General features: G+C 64.0%; 10 protein-coding genes, 1 tRNA gene and 1 pseudogene. 2 read left to right on the top strand and 10 right to left on the bottom strand.

Annotation, left to right across the window (positions count from 1 at the left end):
* Positions 1-540 precede the first annotated feature (540 nt).
* Both H5J25_RS12810 and H5J25_RS12805 read right to left on the bottom strand, forming a co-directional pair.
* On the bottom strand, positions 541-744 hold the full coding sequence (locus H5J25_RS12810) for a hypothetical protein (protein WP_202091568.1): 204 nt from the start codon (positions 742-744) through the stop codon (positions 541-543).
* A 69-nt stretch (positions 745-813) separates the two neighbouring features.
* Positions 814-888, bottom strand: a tRNA-Glu gene (locus H5J25_RS12805).
* Positions 889-1,055: 167 nt separating this feature from the next.
* Here H5J25_RS12805 and H5J25_RS12800 point away from each other — a divergent pair.
* Entirely contained in the window at positions 1,056-1,205 is a 150-nt protein-coding gene (locus tag H5J25_RS12800; RefSeq protein ID WP_202091567.1) for a lmo0937 family membrane protein, read from the top strand.
* Positions 1,206-1,208: 3 nt separating this feature from the next.
* Here the strand turns inward: H5J25_RS12800 and H5J25_RS12795 are convergent, their stop codons facing one another.
* From H5J25_RS12795 to rpoB, 8 genes and pseudogenes are all read right to left on the bottom strand, one after another.
* The gene (locus tag H5J25_RS12795) at positions 1,209-2,588 is read right to left on the bottom strand and encodes a DUF1501 domain-containing protein (protein ID WP_202091566.1); all 1,380 of its coding nucleotides are present in this window, start codon (positions 2,586-2,588) and stop codon (positions 1,209-1,211) included.
* 11 nt (positions 2,589-2,599) lie between these two features.
* Positions 2,600-4,183, bottom strand: a complete 1,584-nt coding sequence (locus tag H5J25_RS12790; protein WP_225883101.1) for a DUF1800 domain-containing protein — start codon at positions 4,181-4,183, stop codon at positions 2,600-2,602.
* A 346-nt stretch (positions 4,184-4,529) separates the two neighbouring features.
* The gene (locus tag H5J25_RS12785; protein ID WP_202091565.1) at positions 4,530-6,116 is read right to left on the bottom strand and encodes a class II 3-deoxy-7-phosphoheptulonate synthase; all 1,587 of its coding nucleotides are present in this window, start codon (positions 6,114-6,116) and stop codon (positions 4,530-4,532) included.
* A 207-nt stretch (positions 6,117-6,323) separates the two neighbouring features.
* Positions 6,324-7,259, bottom strand: coding sequence for a D-2-hydroxyacid dehydrogenase (locus H5J25_RS12780; RefSeq protein WP_202091564.1), 936 nt, complete (start codon positions 7,257-7,259; stop codon positions 6,324-6,326).
* Positions 7,260-7,467: 208 nt separating this feature from the next.
* The gene (locus H5J25_RS12775; RefSeq protein WP_202091562.1) at positions 7,468-7,827 is read right to left on the bottom strand and encodes a response regulator; all 360 of its coding nucleotides are present in this window, start codon (positions 7,825-7,827) and stop codon (positions 7,468-7,470) included.
* Positions 7,828-8,143: 316 nt separating this feature from the next.
* Positions 8,144-8,494, bottom strand: coding sequence for a hypothetical protein (locus H5J25_RS12770; RefSeq protein WP_202091560.1), 351 nt, complete (start codon positions 8,492-8,494; stop codon positions 8,144-8,146).
* 26 nt (positions 8,495-8,520) lie between these two features.
* Entirely contained in the window at positions 8,521-12,807 is a 4,287-nt protein-coding gene (gene rpoC, locus H5J25_RS12765; RefSeq protein ID WP_202091558.1) for a DNA-directed RNA polymerase subunit beta', read from the bottom strand.
* 155 nt (positions 12,808-12,962) lie between these two features.
* Positions 12,963-17,116 (bottom strand): annotated as a pseudogene (gene rpoB, locus H5J25_RS12760) (DNA-directed RNA polymerase subunit beta).
* A gap of 400 nt (positions 17,117-17,516) precedes the next feature.
* On the opposite strand from rpoB, the gene H5J25_RS12755 reads away from it, so the two are divergent.
* The gene (locus H5J25_RS12755; protein WP_202091556.1) at positions 17,517-18,662 is read left to right on the top strand and encodes a hypothetical protein; all 1,146 of its coding nucleotides are present in this window, start codon (positions 17,517-17,519) and stop codon (positions 18,660-18,662) included.
* Positions 18,663-18,666 lie beyond the last annotated feature (4 nt).

Here is an 18,666-nt window from a genome sequence, read left to right as displayed (position 1 = left end):
TTTTCTTGAGCGTTGGCGTGTCAAAGCAAAGCAGGATCCAGCGAGACCATGGGAACGGCGGGCGGTGCCGGCTGTGTAGCGAAAAGTTCGCGCCGGATATGTTCACTTGCAACGATCGTGACGACCAGATGCAGTGGTAGGGCGATAAGCCTATAGCGCCCCTATTAGTCGAGAAACCGCTGGCCGGAAGGCCGATGGCCGTTTCGGAGGCCACCTCGACGAGCGAAGACAAGTTTGCCCGCGGTCAACCGCCGCGTCGCTCAAGTCTCAACCTTTTCTCCCTGTTCATTCACGTGGAGTGCACCAGCGCCTTCGCAATGAGGGCATAGATGTCGATTGTTGCTTGAACGATCAGCGATGTCGACTGTGGCTTCCTGGTCGACATGACCCCGCCCGCGACACGTATCGCACTCCACGGTGTAAATCACCGGCCTCTCCTGCTTGGCGCGAACTTGTTCGTTTGCGTCGGGCGGCATTGGGACATGAATCGAGCCGCATGTCTACGTCCCTCGGCACGCCAATTTTGGGACGGTTCAACGTCTACGAAGGAAACGGACGATAGTCCGGGCGGAGCGGTTGAAGATTGGTCTGCATGGAAGGCCAACCGAAATCCGTCAGGACGTTGCGGCCGAACACGGTGAAACGCTCGCCAATCCATCCCGCTTCGATCGACATGGTTCGCCACCACGGCAAGTGCGCAGGTGCCGTGATGATCGAGAAGGGAGCCTTCGCCAGAATGACCAAGGGCAAAATCGTGCCGGTAGCGGAGCAACCGGTAAATCCGGTCTGGCGAAGAACGCTGATTTCTGCGGCTGGTGACCCCTACGGGAATCGAACCCGTGCTTACGCCGTGAGAGGGCGTCGTCCTAACCGCTAGACGAAGGGGCCGTGCGGGGAAGGGGGCGCTCTACGGGGCGGGGTGTCGGGCGTCAAGCGGATTGGCTCGATGTGCGGAACCCAAACGCGGTTGAACACGTTTTTCCTGCCTATAACGCCTTGGTTTTCAATAGTGTAGCCGTCTCGATGAGGCGGGGATTATAGCGGAAGGACGCTTCATGCTCTGGACAATCGCGATTATCCTGCTGGTGCTTTGGGCGCTGGGCTTTGGTGTCTTCCACGTGGCTGGCGGACTCATCCACCTATTGCTCGTGATCGCGGTCGTGGTGGTGCTGTTCCGCCTGATCACCGGGCGACGCGCGGTTTAGCGGTCAGAGGAAGCCGAGGTTCCAGGTCGACGGGTTGTAGTTGCCGATGTTCGGCAGCACCGTCGACATGTTGCCGGGCGTCACGCCGAACCAGCCGGCCAGCGTCGCGGCATATTGATCGACCGACATGGTCGGCAGCAAGCGACCCTGGCCCACGTCGTCGGGCGTGTTGTTGCCGATCGCCGGCGGCGTGCCATAGAAGCGCTGTCCGTTGACTGCGCCGCCCGTGACGAAGTGCATCCCGCCCCATCCGTGGTCCGACCCGTCGTCGTTGGATTGCAGCGTGCGGCCGAAATCGGATGCGGTGAAGCTGGTCACTTTGTCGGCTACGCCCATCGCCACCGTCGTGTCGTAGAATGCCTTGATCGCGTTCGCGACCATGCCGATCCGCGTCGGATGGTCCGCGACCAGCCGGTCGTGCATGTCGAACCCGCCGAGCGAGACGAAGAATACCTGCCGCTTGGCACCCAGTTCCTGCGAGACGGAGATCATCCGCGCGACGATCTTCAGCTGGTCCGCCAGACTGTTGCCCGTCGGGAACAGCGGGAAGTTCGCGGCCGGAGCGCCGGCGAGCGCGCCGTTGACCTGTGCGTAGGTGTCGAGCGCTCGCTTGCTGACCTTGGCGTGTTCGTTCGCGAGCAGATTGCTGGAATTGCCGGTCATCAGGCTGCGCAGGGTACTTGCCGCCGTGGCGGATCCGTAGAGCGACGTCGCATTGTTGAGCAACGGCACGGGGCCGCCCGTACCGATCGCGTATTGCACGGCGGTCTTGCCCGTCAGGTACACCGCATTGCCGCTCGCGTTGATGCAGGTCAGCGTGGAGCTGCCGTTACCGCTCTGGAACAGGTCGCCGATCCGTCCGCCCCATCCTGACGTTGCGCCTTCCGGATTGCTCGCCTGGAAATAGCTCTGCTGGTCGTTGTGGCTGAACAGCTTCGGCGGCAGCTTCACCGCGTTCGATGTGAACTGCGCCTTGGTAGTCGGTTGGACGAGCGTGCCGACGTTCAGCATCACCGCCGTCTTTCCGGCCGCGAACAATTGCGCCAGCGGCCCCATCGTCGGTGCCATCGCATATTGGCGGCCCCCGGGCAGCGCGACGCTGGGCGTGAGCACCGTCGCTGCCAGCGACTCCCGCGTGTGCGCGATGTTGGAGCGGGCGGCGAGATATTGCGCGTAGCTGGCGGCGTCGTATGGCGGCAGTGTGTTGGCGTAATCGTTTCCGCCGTACAGGAAGATGCAGACCAGCGCCTTGTAATCGCTCGCGGTCGCCGCCGCCGCTTCGCCGATCGCGCCGAGGCTGGTGACGAACGGGGTGGCGACGCCCGCAAGGCCAAGGGCGGAGGAGCGCTTCAGGAAGGCGCGGCGCGATTCATCGTGGCTCATGCTCACGTCCTTCACTTCAACGTCAGATAGTCGGTCGACGCGAGCGTCGTCAGGATGGCGGTATAGACGCGGTTGAGCTGTCCCGCCGCGGTCGCGGAGGAGATGCTGTCGACGGCGGCGCGGATCGCCGTGACCGTCGCGCCGGTCAATTGCCCCGCCGCGAGGACGAGGTTGATCTCATCCACCAAGGCGGCGCTGTCTGTCGCCTTGGTCAGGATCGTCGTGTAATCCGCCTTCGTGTCGCCCGCGCCATTGGCGATCAGGCTGGACATATAGTTGATATACGCCACGACGGAGAGTTCGTTGGTAATCTGGAACTCCGGCGCGACCAGTCCGGCGGTGGAGACGGCGGTATTGGGCGGCGAATATCCGGGGCGGAAATAGTTAAACACCGTCTGGCTGCGCCCGATCGACTGGCCCAGCCGGTTGGCCGTGCTGCTCGTATCGCCGATCGCCCAGGCATTGGACGGCGAATTCACGCCGAAGGCGCGTGCCCAGCCGGTCAGCCGCGTCACCGGTTCGCGCAATTTGCCTGCGCTCGTATTGGTCAGCGCCGCGTCGCTGCGCGCTTCGGTGTCGAGCAGGATCGCCCGGATCACCGCTTTCATGTCGCCGCGTACGCCCGCGCCATTGTCGGCAAAGGCATTGGCGACACGCCCGACATAGGCCGGGGAGGGGTTGCTGGTGACGAGATGCTGGATCATCTGCTTGGACACGAACGGCGGCAGATTGGGGTGCGCGAAGATCGCATCGAGCGCGGCCTTGATCGCGGCCATGCCGCCCCCGCTGACGGTCTTGCCCAGGAAGGTCGCGCTGCCCGTTTCGTTGATCGCGGCATTCATCACCAGCGGCACGCGGTACCGGTCGGGCGTGGTCGCGACGTTGGTCGCCAGGCTCAACCCGGTAAAAACGCGCGCCAATTGAGTCACGTCGTTGGGGGTATAGGTTTCCATCGGCGCGCCCGCCGACATCTTCACGCTGCCGTCGATGTTGAGTTGTACCAAGCCGAGCGTGAACAACTGCATCAGTTCGCGCGCGTAATTCTCATCCGGTTGCGCGCCGGTAGTCGGATTGGCCTTGCGGTTGCCGAGGAACGTCAGGAACGATGCCATCGCGGCATTGGTGGTGATCGCGTCCAGCAGGGTACGGTAATTGCCGAACGCATTGTCGAGCAGCACGTCCATATAGGCAGCGGCGGCGAATTGACGCCAGTTGGTCGTGATGCCGTCGATCCCGATGACGAGCATGTCGAGCAATGCGAGGCCGACGCGCTGGCGCAACTGGTCCGGCTCGACGATCGCCTGCCGCCAGACGGTCTGGTCGAAACCGTTGGTGCCGTTCATGTTGGCCGCGTCGCTATAGCCGTTCGCGACGAGCCAGTCCCAATGCTTGATCGCGCGGGGCATGGCGATCTGCGCATCGATCCAGCCGCTATAGCCTGCCGTCACGACATCGGCGATTGTCGCCTGCGTGGCGCCCATCGTCGATTGCGCGAGGAACCGGCTGGCCTGTGCCGGCGTGATCGCGACCGGGGCGGGTGAGGGGCGGCCGCGGGCGTTGCGGTGGGGGTGGACGAACCATCGCCGCCTCCGCATGCCGCCAACGTCGCCGCACCCGCGACGATCGTCCCAATGTCCCGCGCGACCGATGCCGGGTCGCGCGGCGCGTCCCCGCCAATCACTGGCACGTCCACCATTGGCCGCTCGAAAGTCTCAAGCTGTTGCATTTGCCCGTCCCCGATACCCGAATATCATAGGCGGAAAATCATTAACAACCTCAGCTTCTTGGTAGTTAAATCGGTCCTGCGGACGATACCGTTCAGTCGAATTTTGTCGGTACGCGAATGTAACGGAAAAAAGGGACGGCCATTCAACCCAATGACCGCCCTTGTTGCTATTGCGCGCCGGAAAGGGATTTAGCGCGGGTGAGCGCGGAATGGTTCTAGGCCGCCACGCGGCGCCGTTCCGCCATCTCGACGTTCAGCATTTCCGCCAGCAGGAACGCCATTTCCAGGCTCTGCCCGGCATTCAGCCGCGGATCGCAATGCGTGTGATAGCGATCGGCCAGCGCGTGTTCGGTGACGTCCACCGCGCCCCCGGTGCATTCGGTGACATTCTGCCCGGTCATCTCCGCATGGATGCCGCCCGCTATGCTGCCCTCCGCACGGTGAACCGCGAAGAAGCCCCGAACCTCGGCCAGGATGCGTTCGAACGGGCGCGTCTTGTAGCCGTTCGCCGCCTTGACGACGTTGCCGTGCATCGGATCGCAACTCCACACGACCGGATGTCCCTCGCGCAGCACCGCGCGGACCAGCTTGGGCAGGCCGGCCTCGATCTTGTCATGGCCGTAGCGCGTGATCAGCGTCATCCGCCCCGGAACGCGATCGGGGTTCAGCGTGTCGAGCAGGCGCAACAACGCGTCCGGCTCCAGCGTCGGGCCGCACTTCATTCCGATCGGATTGCCGATGCCGCGCAGGAATTCGACATGCGCCGACCCTTCGAACCGCGTGCGATCGCCGATCCACAGCATGTGCGCGGACGTGTCGTACCAGTCGCCAGTCAGCGAATCCTGCCGCGTCAGCGCCTGTTCGTACTGCAACAGCAGCGCCTCGTGGCTGGTATAGAATTGCGTCTGGCTTAGTTGCGGCACCGTCTCCGGGCTGATCCCGCAGGCCTCCATGAAGTCGAGGGCCTCGCCGATCCGGTCAGCCGTCTCGGTATATTTCTTCGTCCAGGGCGACCGGCCCATAAAGTCGTGCGTCCAGCGATGCACCTGGTGCAGGTTCGCATAGCCGCCCGTCGCGAATGCGCGCAGCAGGTTCAGCGTCGCGGCCGACTGGCTGTACGCGCGGATCATGCGCTGCGGATCGGGGGTGCGGCCCTCCGGCGTGAAGGCGATGTCGTTGACGATGTCGCCACGATAGCTCGGCAGCTCGACGCCGCCTTCCATCTCCATGTCGGCGGACCGCGGCTTGGCGAACTGACCCGCCATCCGGCCCAGTTTCACCACCGGCAGCTTCGACGCATAGGTCAGCACGACCGCCATCTGCAGCAGCACGCGGAACGTGTCGCGAATGTTGTTCGCGCTATGCTCGGCGAAACTCTCCGCACAGTCGCCGCCCTGCAACAGGAACGCTTCGCCGCGCGAAACCTTGGCGAGGTCCGCCGTCAGGTTGCGCGCTTCGCCCGCGAAGACGAGCGGCGGGTAGGAGGCGAGCGCGTCCGTCGCGGTGCCGAGCGCCTGTGCGTCGGGATAGGTCGGCAGCTGTCGCGCCTCGGCCTTAGTCCAGCTATCGGGGGCCCAGCTGCTCATGTCATTCTCCGTGCGGATGGTGATGTACCAGTCGGCGTGGCTCGCGATGCCGTTCGCCGCGATCTGGTTGACGACGGGGGAATTGGCGCGCTTGCCGTCCTCCTCCCAGCCCTGCACCGTCGATCCGGGCGCATCGTACCACGCGCCGAATGCTGCCCGGCTGAGGGTCCGTTCCTCGCGGAAACGCTTGATCTTGATGCCTGCCAACGTCGTCATGGCGCGGCTCTTACCCAGCGCGGGTAAGGAGAGCAAGCGGTGTTTTCCCGGATGGGGTAAATGGGATAAGCAACACTCTCCCAAATCCCGTTCGTGCTGGGCCGGTCGAAGCGCTGGTCCTGAGTTGCCCGCCCTTCGACAAGCTCAGGACGAACGGTGGAAGTGGACGGCCAAGGTAATGGGGGCCCCCTTCGCCCGTATCGCGCGTCAATACCCGGCGTCGAGATCCACCACGTTCTTCATCTCCGCGCCCGAGAGAAACGCGCGCAGGTTTTCCAGGAACAACGTGCCCGCCCGCATGAACATCTTCGTCTGGCTGCGGCCCGACAGGTGCATCGAATGGATCGCGTTCGGCGCGGACCATAAGGGATGATCGTCCGGCAGTGGTTCCGGATGGACGGTGTCCAGGAAAGCACCCGCGATCGACCGCGTCTCCAATGCTGAGATCAGCGCGTCCTGATCGACCATGTCGCCGCGCGCGATGTTGATCAGCCAGGCGGTCGGCTTCATCGTCGCCAGTTCGTCCGCGCCGATCAACGCCTTGGTCTCGTCCGTGGAGGGCGCGGCCAAGATCACCCAGTCGAACTCGCCGACCCGCGCCTGCCATGCATCCGGCGTCAGCGTGCCGTTGCGGCCGCTGCGCGTCACGCCCGTCACGCGCACGCCGAACGCCGCGAGCCGATCGGCGATCATCTGCCCGATCGTTCCCATCCCGACGATCAGCGCCGTCGTGTCGAACAATTCGACCTTGCCGGGCGCATCGGATGGCCATTGCTTGCGGTCCGCGATCCGCACCACCTCGTCGAAGCGCTTGGCGGCGGCGAGCATCCCCATCACCGTATATTCGGCGACCGCGATGGCATTGATACCCGCCCCGTTGGTCAGGATCGTCCCGCGTGCCTTCAGGTCCGCGATCGGGAAGGAATCGACCCCGGCATAGATCGTGCTCAGCCATTTCAGCTTCGTGCCTCGCCCGATCGTCTCGGCGGTCCATTCGGGGCGCATCTGGTCCACCCAGGCGATCTCCGCATCGGCGACCAGCGCGTTCGCTTCCTCATGATCGGCGAACCACGACACGTCGAGGCCATCGGGCAGATGCGGTTCGAGCAGCGGACGCGCGGTGGCGGGGAATAATGCTTTCATTCCGGAAGGCTAAGCGCAGCGGGACCGGACGTCCAGCGTGCACGGGCAAGAGGGTCGCGTCGTCGCCCAGATGCCCGAAGTTCACAGAAGGTCACACGATCTGCGCCTGATCGTGGCGGGCGCGGCAGGCGTTCCAGCAATGTGAAAGAACGGTAACGAGGGTAGTGGAGTGGCGGCATGTAGGACAGGTGCCGCGTCGGTATCGGGGCTAGGGGTGCCGCACGGCGGCGAGCAGCGCCTCCCGACCGACTTTCTTGTTCAGGAAGACGTCGGCCCCTGCTTTATAGCAGGCTTCCTCGATTTCGTTCGTATCCAGAACGGTGAGCGCCACGATCCGGATAGCGTTGGTATCCTGACGCGCCTTGAGCGTGCTGATAATCTCGCGGCCATCGAGATGGACCAGCCGAATGTCCGTGATGATAACATCCGGTCGGATCTTGGCCGCCTCAAGATAGGCCAGTCGCTCGTCGGCAACCGAATGGACGGTGTGCCCGTCCAATTGCAGCCAGATCGTGTAGAGCTTCCGATGCAGCGGCTCATCCTCGATCAACATTACCTGCTTCGACATGCAATTGCGCCCCGCCCGACTGACCGGCCCGCGATCGGCGTCAAACGCCAGTCGTGAACAGCGGCGTGGTACACGGCTGGGGGCGAAGCGCAACGTGCGCGTGAAGGGTCTGCGCTCACTGCGCGGCTGCTTTTTGGCGGTAAGCGGATCGCGCGACGAAAAGCCACACGTCGTGGCGTGGTGGTGTATGGCCCGGGTCGCTTTCAAGCAGCATCGAAGCAGCCCGGGATTGGTCGATCGTTCGGGAACGGGCTCTACGATTTAGCCAGTGAACGGAGTCGATTGAGCGTCAGCGGCCAGCGCCTGCGGTGCCCCTCTACGCCCTAACGCGCCGCTTGGCTGCGTGCACCAGAACGGCGGTCGACAGCAGGATGCCGGACACAAGAATTCCTACGGACAGCAATCCGACGTTGGTTACCTTCACATCGAGGCTCGCGTTTCGCCCGATCCTCATCGCGACCTCCGCGTCGGGAAGGTCATGAGCGTCATCCCGCCCGGTGTGATCAAGGTGCATCATGCGCGAAGGCTGGACCTCGGGCGGACGAAACGCAACCAACGCTGCATGAATGTCCGCTGATGGTGGTTCGATGCAGCCTGCCGTCGGACGGTTAACCGACACATAAAAAACCGCCGCCCGGTTACCCGGACGGCGGCTCTTTTCGTTCAACGCTTCCCCCGAGAGGGAAGGGGCGATCACTCCTTGATCAGGTAATCGCCCGCATCGGCGTCGGTGCCGGTGCCGCTGGTCGTCACAGCGCCCAGTGCGTCGTCACCCGTATCGTCCGCGACGTTGCGCAGCTTTTCGGCGGCGCGTTCTTCGGCGGCCGAATTGGCCATGGCGATCGACACTTCGGCCATCTTGCGCTGCGACACGCGCATGGCGGCGTCGCGGCTGGAGGCGGCGATGCGCATGCGGCCCATGCCCGCGCCGGTACCGGCGGGGATCAGGCGACCCACGATCACGTTCTCCTTGAGACCGGTCAGCGTGTCCTTCTTGCCCTGCACCGATGCTTCGGTGAGGACGCGGGTGGTCTCCTGGAACGACGCCGCCGAGATGAAGCTGCGGGTCTGCAGCGACGCCTTGGTAATGCCGAGCAGGACGGGCTTGCCCTGTGCACGGACCTGCTTCTTCTCGAGCTTCTCGTTGATCTCGTCCATTTCTGCACGATCGACCTGCTCGCCGGCCAGCAAGGTGGTGTCGCCACCGTCGGTGATCTCGACCTTCTGCAGCATCTGACGAACGATCGTCTCGATGTGCTTGTCGTTGATCTTCACGCCCTGCAACCGGTACACTTCCTGGATTTCGCTGACCAGATATTCGGCCAGCGGCTCGATGCCGAGCACTTCCAGAATGTCGTGCGGATCCGGCGAACCACCGATCAGGTTGTCGCCGCGCTTGACGTAATCGCCTTCCTGCACGTCGATGACCTTCGACTTCGGCACCAGATATTCCACGACCTCGCCGCCATCCTCGGGCTGGATACCGATCTTGCGCTTGGCCTTGTAATCCTTGCCGAACACGACGCGGCCGGAGACCTTTGCGATGATCGCATTCTCCTTCGGCTTGCGCGCTTCGAACAGCTCGGCAACACGCGGCAGACCGCCCGTGATGTCGCGCGTCTTGGCGCTTTCGCGGCTGACACGGGCCAGAACGTCACCGCCCTGAACCGTGGCACCATCCTCGACCGACAGGGTCGCACCCGCTACCAGCATGTACCGGCCGGCCTCTTCCGCACTGTCCCCGGTCAGGGTCAGGCGCGGACGGAGATCTTCCTTCTTGCTGGCGACGCCGCGGTTTTCGGTCACGACACGCTGCGAGATACCGGTCGCTTCGTCGGCCTGTTCGGTGAGCGTCTTGCCCTCGATCAGATCGACATACTTCACGATGCCCGGGTTTTCCGTGATCACCGGCATGGTGAACGGATCCCATTCGGCCATCCGGTCGCCCTTGCTGACGATGTGACCGTCGTCGAACAGCACGTATGCGCCGTACGGGATACGGTGCACCGCGCGCTCGCGGCCGTCCATGTCCACGATCGCCACTTCGCCCGAACGGCTCAGCACGACGCGACGGCCGCGCTGGTCGACGATCACGCGCAGGTCACGATATTCCATCGTGCCGTCGGCGACCGCTTCCAGGTTGGACGTTTCGTTCAGCTGTGCCGCGCCACCGATGTGGAACGTACGCATCGTCAGCTGCGTGCCCGGCTCGCCGATCGACTGTGCGGCGATGACGCCGACAGCCTCGCCGATGTTCACCGGCGTACCGCGGGCGAGATCGCGCCCGTAGCACTTGCCGCATACGCCGATCTTCGTTTCGCAGACCAGCGGGCTGCGGATCTTGCACGACTGGGTACCCAGCGCCTCGATCTGCAGGATCATCGGTTCGTCGAGCAACGTGCCCTTCGGAATGACGACCGCATTGGTCTTCGGATCGATGATGTCCTCGGCCGTGGTGCGGCCCAGGATACGCTCGCCGAGCGAGGCGATGGTGGAACCGCCCTGAACGATCGCGCGCATTTCCAGCGCCCGTTCCGTACCGCAATCCAATTCGATGATGACGCAATCCTGCGACACGTCGACCAGACGGCGGGTCAGGTAGCCCGAGTTCGCCGTCTTCAAAGCCGTATCCGCCAGACCCTTACGGGCACCGTGGGTGGAGTTGAAGTATTCGAGGACGGTCAGGCCTTCCTTGAAGTTCGAGATGATCGGCGTTTCGATGATCTCGCCCGACGGCTTGGCCATCAGGCCGCGCATGCCGGCAAGCTGCTTGATCTGCGCCTGCGAACCACGCGCACCGGAATGCGCCATCATGTAGATCGAGTTGATCGGCTTCTCGCGGCCTTCGTTCGGGCCATCGGTGTACTTCTTGACCGACTTGATCTCGTCCATCATCGCGTTCGCCACCTGGTCGCCGCAACGGCTCCAGGCGTCGATCACCTTGTTGTACTTCTCCTGCTGCGTGATCAGGCCGTCCTGATACTGCTGCTCGAAGTCCTTCACGAGCGCCTTGGTCTCGTCGACCAGACCGATCTTCGCGTCCGGGATGATCATGTCGTCCTTGCCGAACGAGATGCCCGCCTTGAACGCGTGCTTGAAGCCGAGCGCCATGATCGCGTCGGCGAACAGCACGGTCTCCTTCTGGCCGGTGTGACGATAGACCTCGTCGATCACGTCGCCCACGTCCTTCTTGGTCAGCAGGCGGTTGACGGTGTCGAACGGAACCTTCGACGACTGCGGCAGGCACTCGCCGAGCAGCATGCGACCGGGGGTGGTCTCATAGCGCTTGAGGTAGGGCTTGCCCGCCTCGTCGGTCTGCGGCACGCGGCTGATGATCTTGGTGTGCAGCGTGACCGCGCCGGCTTCCAGTGCGTGATGAACCTCCTGCATGTCGGAGATCATCATGCCTTCGCCCGGCTCGCCTTCCTTCAGCATCGACAGGTAATACAGGCCCAGCACCATGTCCTGCGACGGCACGATGATCGGCTTGCCGTTCGCCGGCGACAGGATGTTGTTGGTCGACATCATCAGGACGCGCGCTTCCAACTGGGCCTCGAGGCTCAGCGGGACGTGCACGGCCATCTGGTCGCCGTCGAAATCGGCGTTGAACGCCGAGCAGACCAGCGGGTGAAGCTGGATCGCCTTGCCTTCGATCAGAACCGGTTCGAACGCCTGGATGCCCAGACGGTGCAGGGTAGGGGCGCGGTTCAGCATCACGGGATGCTCGCGGATCACCTCGTCCAGGATGTCCCAGACTTCCTTGCGCTCCTTCTCGACCCACTTCTTCGCCTGCTTGAGCGTCATGCTCAGGCCCTTGGCGTCGAGGCGCGCGTAGATGAACGGCTTGAACAGCTCGAGCGCCATCTTCTTCGGCAGGCCGCACTGGTGCAGCTTCAGTTCCGGACCGGTCACGATGACCGAACGGCCCGAATAATCGACGCGCTTGCCGAGAAGGTTCTGGCGGAAGCGGCCCTGCTTGCCCTTCAGCATGTCGGACAGCGACTTCAGCGGACGCTTGTTGGCACCCGTGATCGTGCGACCGCGACGGCCGTTGTCGAACAGCGCATCGACCGCTTCCTGCAACATGCGCTTTTCGTTGCGGACGATGATGTCCGGCGCACGCAGCTCCATCAGGCGCTTCAGGCGGTTGTTGCGGTTGATCACGCGGCGATACAGATCGTTCAGGTCCGACGTCGCGAAGCGGCCGCCATCCAGCGGCACCAGCGGACGCAGTTCCGGCGGGATGACCGGCACGACTTCCAGGATCATCCATTCCGGGCGGTTGCCGGAATCGATGAAGCTTTCCACGACCTTCAGGCGCTTGATGATCTTCTTGGGCTTCAGCTCGGACTTGGTGACCGCCAGTTCTTCCAGCAGCTCCTTGCGCTCGCCCTCCAGATCGAGGTCCTGCAGCATGATGCGCACGGCTTCCGCGCCGATCCCGGCGGTGAAGGCGTCCTCACCATATTCGTCCTGCGCGTCGAGGAGTTCGTCCTCGGTCATCAGCTGGTACTTTTCGAGCGGGGTGATGCCCGGCTCGATCACGATATACGCCTCGAAATACAGCACGCGTTCCAGCTGCTTCAACTGCATGTCGAGCAGCAGGCCAATGCGCGACGGCAGCGACTTCAGGAACCAGATGTGCGCGACCGGCGCGGCCAGCTCGATATGGCCCATACGCTCGCGGCGGACCTTCGACACGGTGACTTCCACGCCGCACTTTTCGCAGACGATGCCCTTGTACTTCATGCGCTTGTACTTGCCGCACAGGCATTCGTAATCCTTGATCGGACCGAAGATGCGCGCGCAGAACAGGCCGTCACGCTCGGGCTTGAACGTGCGATAGTTGATGGTTTCCGGCTTCTTGATCTCGCCGAACGACCACGAACGGATCTTGTCCGGGGACGCGATGCCGATCTGGATCTGGTCGAACGTTTCCGGCTTGGCGACCGGATTGGCGAAGTTGGTCAGTTCGTTCATTCTGATTCTCCAGTTCCCCTGCCGCTTTCGCGAGGGGCCCTTAACTCCCCTCCCGCTTGCGGGAGGGGTTGGGGGAGGGGATGTCTTGGGGGAGTGCCTGACGATCAGACCCTCCCCCGACCCCTCCCGCAAGCGGGAGGGGGGAAGAAAGTGGCTTACTCCGCCGCGATCGCGACGCCGTCGGTGTCGAACTGCTCGACCGTCGTCAGCTCCACGTTCAGGCCCAGCGAGCGCATTTCCTTGACGAGAACGTTGAAGCTCTCCGGAATGCCCGCCTCGAACGTGTCGTCGCCCTTGACGATCGCCTCGTAGACCTTCGTGCGGCCGACCACGTCGTCCGACTTGACCGTCAGCATTTCCTGCAGGGTGTACGCCGCGCCGTAGGCCTGGAGTGCCCAGACCTCCATCTCGCCGAACCGCTGACCGCCGAACTGTGCCTTACCACCCAGCGGCTGCTGCGTGACGAGCGAGTACGGCCCGATCGACCGGGCGTGGATCTTGTCGTCCACGAGGTGATGCAGCTTGAGCATGTAGATGATGCCCACCGTCACCTTGCGGTCGAACTTGTCGCCCGTGCGGCCGTCATACAGGTCCGACTGGCCCGACGTGTCGAGCCCGGCAAGGCTCAGCATGTTGGACACGTCGGCCTCGCGCGCGCCGTCGAACACGGGAGTACCCATCGGCACGCCGGTCTTCAGGTTGGACGCGAGCTCGATGATCTGGTCGCTGCTACGCGCCTCGATCTCCGCCGCATAATGGTCGCCATACACTTCCAGCAGGCGCGACTTGACCGCGTCCGGCATCTCGCCACCCTTGGCGTCCGGATTGGCTTCGCGCCAATCCTCGAGCGCGGTGTGGATCTGCTGCCCGAGGTTGCGGGCAGCCCAGCCGAGATGCGTCTCGAAGATCTGACCGACGTTCATGCGCGACGGCACGCCCAGCGGGTTGAGCACGAGATCGACCGGCGTCCCGTCGGCGAGGAACGGCATGTCCTCCGCCGGCAGGATGCGGCTGATGACGCCCTTGTTGCCGTGACGGCCGGCCATCTTGTCGCCCGGCTGCAGCTTGCGCTTCACCGCGACGAACACCTTGACCATCTTCAGCACGCCTGGCGGCAACTCGTCGCCACGCTCCAGCTTCTCGCGGCGATCCTGGAACTTGTCCACGATCACCTTGACGGCGTCGTCATACTGAACCTTGACCGCTTCCAGATCGCTCTGGACCTTGTCGTCGGCCACCGCGAACTTCCACCATTCGTGGCGATCCACGCTGTCCAGCACGTCGCTGTCGATCACGACGCCCTTTTTCGGGCCATTCTTGGGCACGGCGGTCGCGGTCTGCCCTTCCAGCATCTCGCGCAGCCGGCTCCAGGTCGCACGGTTCAGGATCGAACGTTCGTCGTCCGAATCCTTCTTCAAGCGCTCGATCTCCTCGCGCTCGATCGCCATCGCACGCTCGTCCTTGTCGATGCCGTGGCGGTTAAACACGCGGACCTCGACGACGGTGCCTGCGACGCCCGGCGGCAGGCGCAGCGACGTGTCGCGCACGTCGGACGCCTTTTCACCGAAGATCGCGCGGAGCAGCTTCTCTTCCGGCGTCATCGGGCTTTCGCCCTTCGGCGTGATCTTGCCGGCGAGGATATCGCCCGGCTCGACCTCTGCACCGATATACACGATGCCCGCTTCGTCGAGGTTGCGAAGCGCTTCCTCGCCAACGTTCGGGATGTCGCGCGTGATGTCTTCCGGCCCGAGCTTCGTATCGCGCGCCATGACTTCGAATTCCTCGATATGGATCGAGGTGAAGACGTCGTCCTTCACGATACGCTCGGAAATGAGGATCGAATCCTCATAATTATAGCCATTCCACGGCATGAACGCGACCAGGCTGTTGCGGCCCAGTGCCAGTTCGCCGAACTCCGTCGACGGACCGTCGGCGAGCACGTCGCCCGCACGGATCACGTCGCCCACCTTCACCAGCGGACGCTGGTTGATGCAGGTCGACTGGTTCGAGCGCTGGAACTTCATCAGCGTGTAGATGTCCACGCCCGACTTGCCGGCATCGACCTCACCCGTGGCACGGATGACGATACGCGTCGCATCGACCTGATCGACGATACCCGCACGCTTGGCCGAGATCGCCGCGCCGGAATCCCGGGCGACCGTCTCTTCCATGCCGGTGCCGACGAACGGCGCCTCGGCCTGTACCAACGGCACGGCCTGACGCTGCATGTTCGATCCCATCAGCGCGCGGTTGGCGTCATCGTTTTCCAGGAACGGAATGAGCGATGCCGCGACCGAGACGAGCTGCTTCGGGCTGACGTCCATCAACGTGATGTTGTCCGGGATCGCCATCAGGAATTCGCCCGCCTGACGCGACGAGACGAGGTCCTCGGTGAAGCCGTTGTCGCCCGCCAGATCGGCGTTGGCCTGCGCGATCGTGTGCTTGGCCTCTTCCATCGCCGACAGATACACCACGTCGTCGGTGACCTTGTGGTCCACGACCTTGCGGTACGGCGTCTCGATGAAGCCGTACTTGTTGACGCGGCTGAACGATGCCAGCGAGTTGATCAGACCGATGTTCGGGCCTTCCGGCGTTTCGATCGGGCAGATGCGGCCGTAATGCGTCGGGTGAACGTCGCGGACTTCGAAGCCCGCACGCTCACGCGTCAGACCGCCCGGCCCGAGCGCTGAGACGCGACGCTTGTGCGTCACTTCGGACAGCGGGTTGGTCTGATCCATGAACTGCGACAGCTGCGAGGAGCCGAAGAATTCACGCACCGCGGCAACCGCCGGCTTGGCGTTGATCAGGTCGTTCGGCATCACCGTCGACACGTCGACCGACGACATGCGCTCCTTCACGGCGCGCTCCATGCGGAGCAGGCCGACGCGGTACTGGTTCTCGAGCAATTCGCCCACCGAACGCACGCGGCGGTTGCCGAGATTGTCGATGTCGTCGATCTCGCCCTTGCCGTCCTTCAGGTCGACCAAGGTCTTGATCACGGCGAGGATATCCTCGCTGCGCAGCGTCGTCACGGTATCCTCGGCATCGAGGTCGAGACGCATGTTCAGCTTCACGCGACCGACGGCCGACAGGTCGTACCGGTCCGGATCGAAGAACAGGCCGCTGAACAGCGACTCCGCGGTCTCCAGCGTCGGCGGCTCGCCGGGGCGCATCACGCGGTAGATGTCGGACAGTGCCTGCTCGCGCTCTTCGGCCTTGTCGACCTTCAGCGTGTTGCGGATCCACGCGCCCGTCGCGACGTGATCGATGTCGAGCAGTTCGATCCGGTCGATCCCGGCCTTGTCGAGCAGCTCGAGGTTCTCGGCCGAGACTTCGTCGCCGGCTTCGATATAGATCTGGCCCGTCGTCTCGTTGATCAGGTCGTACGCGCTGTAGCGGCCGAAGATTTCCTCGGTCGGGATCAGCAGGTCGGTCAGGCCGTCCTTCGCCGACTTGTTCGCGGCGCGGGGGAAATCTTCTGGCCCGACGGGAACACGACTTCGCCGGTCTTCGCATCGATGATGTCGAACATCGGCTTCTGGCCACGCCAGTTCTCGGCCTGGAACGGGATGATCCAGCCACCCTGGCCGCGCACGAACGTGACCCGGTTGTAGAAGTGGTTGAGGATTTCCTCGCCGGTCATGCCCAGCGCGTACAGCAATGCCGTCACCGGCAGCTTGCGCTTGCGGTCGATACGGACGTTGACGATGTCCTTGGCGTCGAATTCGAAATCGAGCCACGACCCGCGATACGGGATCACGCGCGCCGCGAACAGATACTTGCCCGATGCGTGCGTCTTGCCGCGGTCATGATCGAACAGGACGCCCGGCGAACGGTGCATCTGGCTGACGATCACGCGTTCCGTGCCGTTGATGATAAAGGTGCCGTTGCCCGTCATCAGGGGCATGTCGCCCATGTAGACGTCCTGCTCCTTGATATCGAGCACCGAGCGGGCATCCGTATCGGCGTCCACCTCGAACACGATCAGGCGCAACGTGACGCGCATCGGCGCCGCATAGGTGATGCCGCGCTGACGGCACTCGTCGGTGTCGAACTTCGGCGGTTCGAGTTCGTAATTGACGAAGTCGAGTTCGGCCGTGCCGGCGAAATCGCGGATCGGGAATACCGACCGCAGCGTCTTTTCCAGCCCGGAGACATAGCCGATCGACGGGTCGGAGCGCAGGAACTGCTCGTAGGATTCGCGCTGAACCTCGATCAGGTTCGGCATCTGCACGACTTCGTGGATGTTGCCGAACACCTTGCGGATGCGACGCTTCAGCGTCCCGCCGTCATATGCCTTGGTTGCCATAGTGGTCTTGCCCTCGGTCTTGGCCCACATGAGGGGCCGAAATTAGGTGCCCGGTTCGCCCGGGCGGGCACGCGGAAACGCAAAAAGCCGCATGTCGTCCGGTGTCGGATAACAGCAGCTTTCAGCGTCCTGGATACCGCCGGATCCCAATTCGATCGACATGCTGCGCGACGGCACGTCATTTCCCGAAACCCGTGGTGAGCGCCGGATATAGGCAAGCTGTTGGATTTAGTCAACGGAAGCGGGGGAAGGACGAAGGCATGGCGCTTGCATCGCACGTCGGCCCGCGCCGGCTTGCCGCGGTCGCGCTGCCGGTCGTATGGCGTTCATATTTCCTGCGATAAGGCGCTTTTGTGCGACATTTGACGATTCCGACCGCCCTGCGGCTCGCCCTTTCACGATGCTCGGCCTGTCCGGCACGGCGCTGGCGCAGAACGAGGCGACGCCGCTGATCCCCAATCTCGACGGTTTCTCGCTGCCCGCAAGCCGCCCGACGACGCTGCCGACTCCGCTCGCGTCGCCGACACCCGTCCCGATCCTGCCGCCGGCCCCCGCACCGACCGTGACGCCGCAGCCGCAAACGCCCCGCGCCACGCCGACGCCGCGCGCGACCGCGACCGCGACGCCGTCTCCGCGCCCCTCGGCCGCAGTGCCGGCTGAGGTCATACCGACGCCGACCCCGGTCCCCACGCCGGCCACCGCTCCTGCGGCAACCCCGACCGCCGCGCCGTCGCCGCTCGCGACTCCAACGCCGGAGGCGACACCGGCCCCGGTCGCTGCGGCACCGACGGATGACCCCGACCGCACCTGGCTGTGGCTGGCACTTGGTCTGGCGGCGCTCGCGGTCGCGGGTTTCGCCGTGTTCCGTCTCCGCTCACGCGAGCGCGACGACGACGAAATCGAGGACGCCTACGAGCCCGTTGATCCGGCGTTCCCGGCTCCGGTCCCCTCGGTGCAGGCTGAGCCGGAACCCGCCCCTCCACCGGCCCCCGCCGCGCCGGTGCCGCCGATCGCCGCCACCGCACCGTCCGCCGGCCCCGAACAACGCGCGCAGATCGACGTCGAGATGCGTCCGCTGCGCGCCGGCACCAACCTGACCGGCGGTGCGGTCGATTACGAGATCACGCTGCGCAATTCGGGCGAGATCGCCGCGAACGACGTCCGCGTTGATATCCGGGTGATGAACGCCAGCAACGATCAGGATGCGATGCTGAAGGCTTTGTTCGGGCATTTCATCGACAAGCCGATCGTCGCCAAGTTCGGTCTGGACGCGGGAGAGTCGCTGTCGCTGGGCGGAATGGCGATGATGCCCAACGAGGCGGTGGTGCCGCTCAACATCGGCGGGCGTCCGTTCTTCGTTCCGGTGTTCACGGTCAACGTCCTGTATCGATGGGGCTCGACCGATCACGGCCAGACCGCCGCTGCCTGGGTGATCGGGATCGAGCGGGAACCCGGCGCGAAGATGGCGCCGTTCCGCCTGGATGCAGGGCCGCGCATGTACGACACGGTCGGCCAGCGACCGCAGGGGCTGACGATCATCCGCTGAGTGT

The organism is Sphingomonas aliaeris, assembly GCF_016743815.1.
In the GTDB taxonomy this organism is placed as follows: domain Bacteria; phylum Pseudomonadota; class Alphaproteobacteria; order Sphingomonadales; family Sphingomonadaceae; genus Sphingomonas; species Sphingomonas aliaeris.
This window is presented reverse-complemented; position numbering and strand designations above follow the sequence as displayed.

Excerpts from the sequence above, each read along its gene's own strand:
- H5J25_RS12800 (WP_202091567.1), top strand. The coding sequence starts at position 1,056 with ATGCTCTGGACAATCGCGATTATCCTGCTGGTGCTTTGGGCGCTGGGC.
- H5J25_RS12795 (WP_202091566.1), bottom strand. The coding sequence starts at position 2,588 with ATGAGCCACGATGAATCGCGCCGCGCCTTCCTGAAGCGCTCCTCCGCC.
- H5J25_RS12790 (WP_225883101.1), bottom strand. The coding sequence starts at position 4,183 with ATGCGGAGGCGGCGATGGTTCGTCCACCCCCACCGCAACGCCCGCGGC.
- H5J25_RS12785 (WP_202091565.1), bottom strand. The coding sequence starts at position 6,116 with ATGACGACGTTGGCAGGCATCAAGATCAAGCGTTTCCGCGAGGAACGG.
- H5J25_RS12780 (WP_202091564.1), bottom strand. The coding sequence starts at position 7,259 with ATGAAAGCATTATTCCCCGCCACCGCGCGTCCGCTGCTCGAACCGCAT.
- H5J25_RS12775 (WP_202091562.1), bottom strand. The coding sequence starts at position 7,827 with ATGTCGAAGCAGGTAATGTTGATCGAGGATGAGCCGCTGCATCGGAAG.
- rpoC (WP_202091558.1), bottom strand. The coding sequence starts at position 12,807 with ATGAACGAACTGACCAACTTCGCCAATCCGGTCGCCAAGCCGGAAACG.
- H5J25_RS12755 (WP_202091556.1), top strand. The coding sequence starts at position 17,517 with ATGCTCGGCCTGTCCGGCACGGCGCTGGCGCAGAACGAGGCGACGCCG.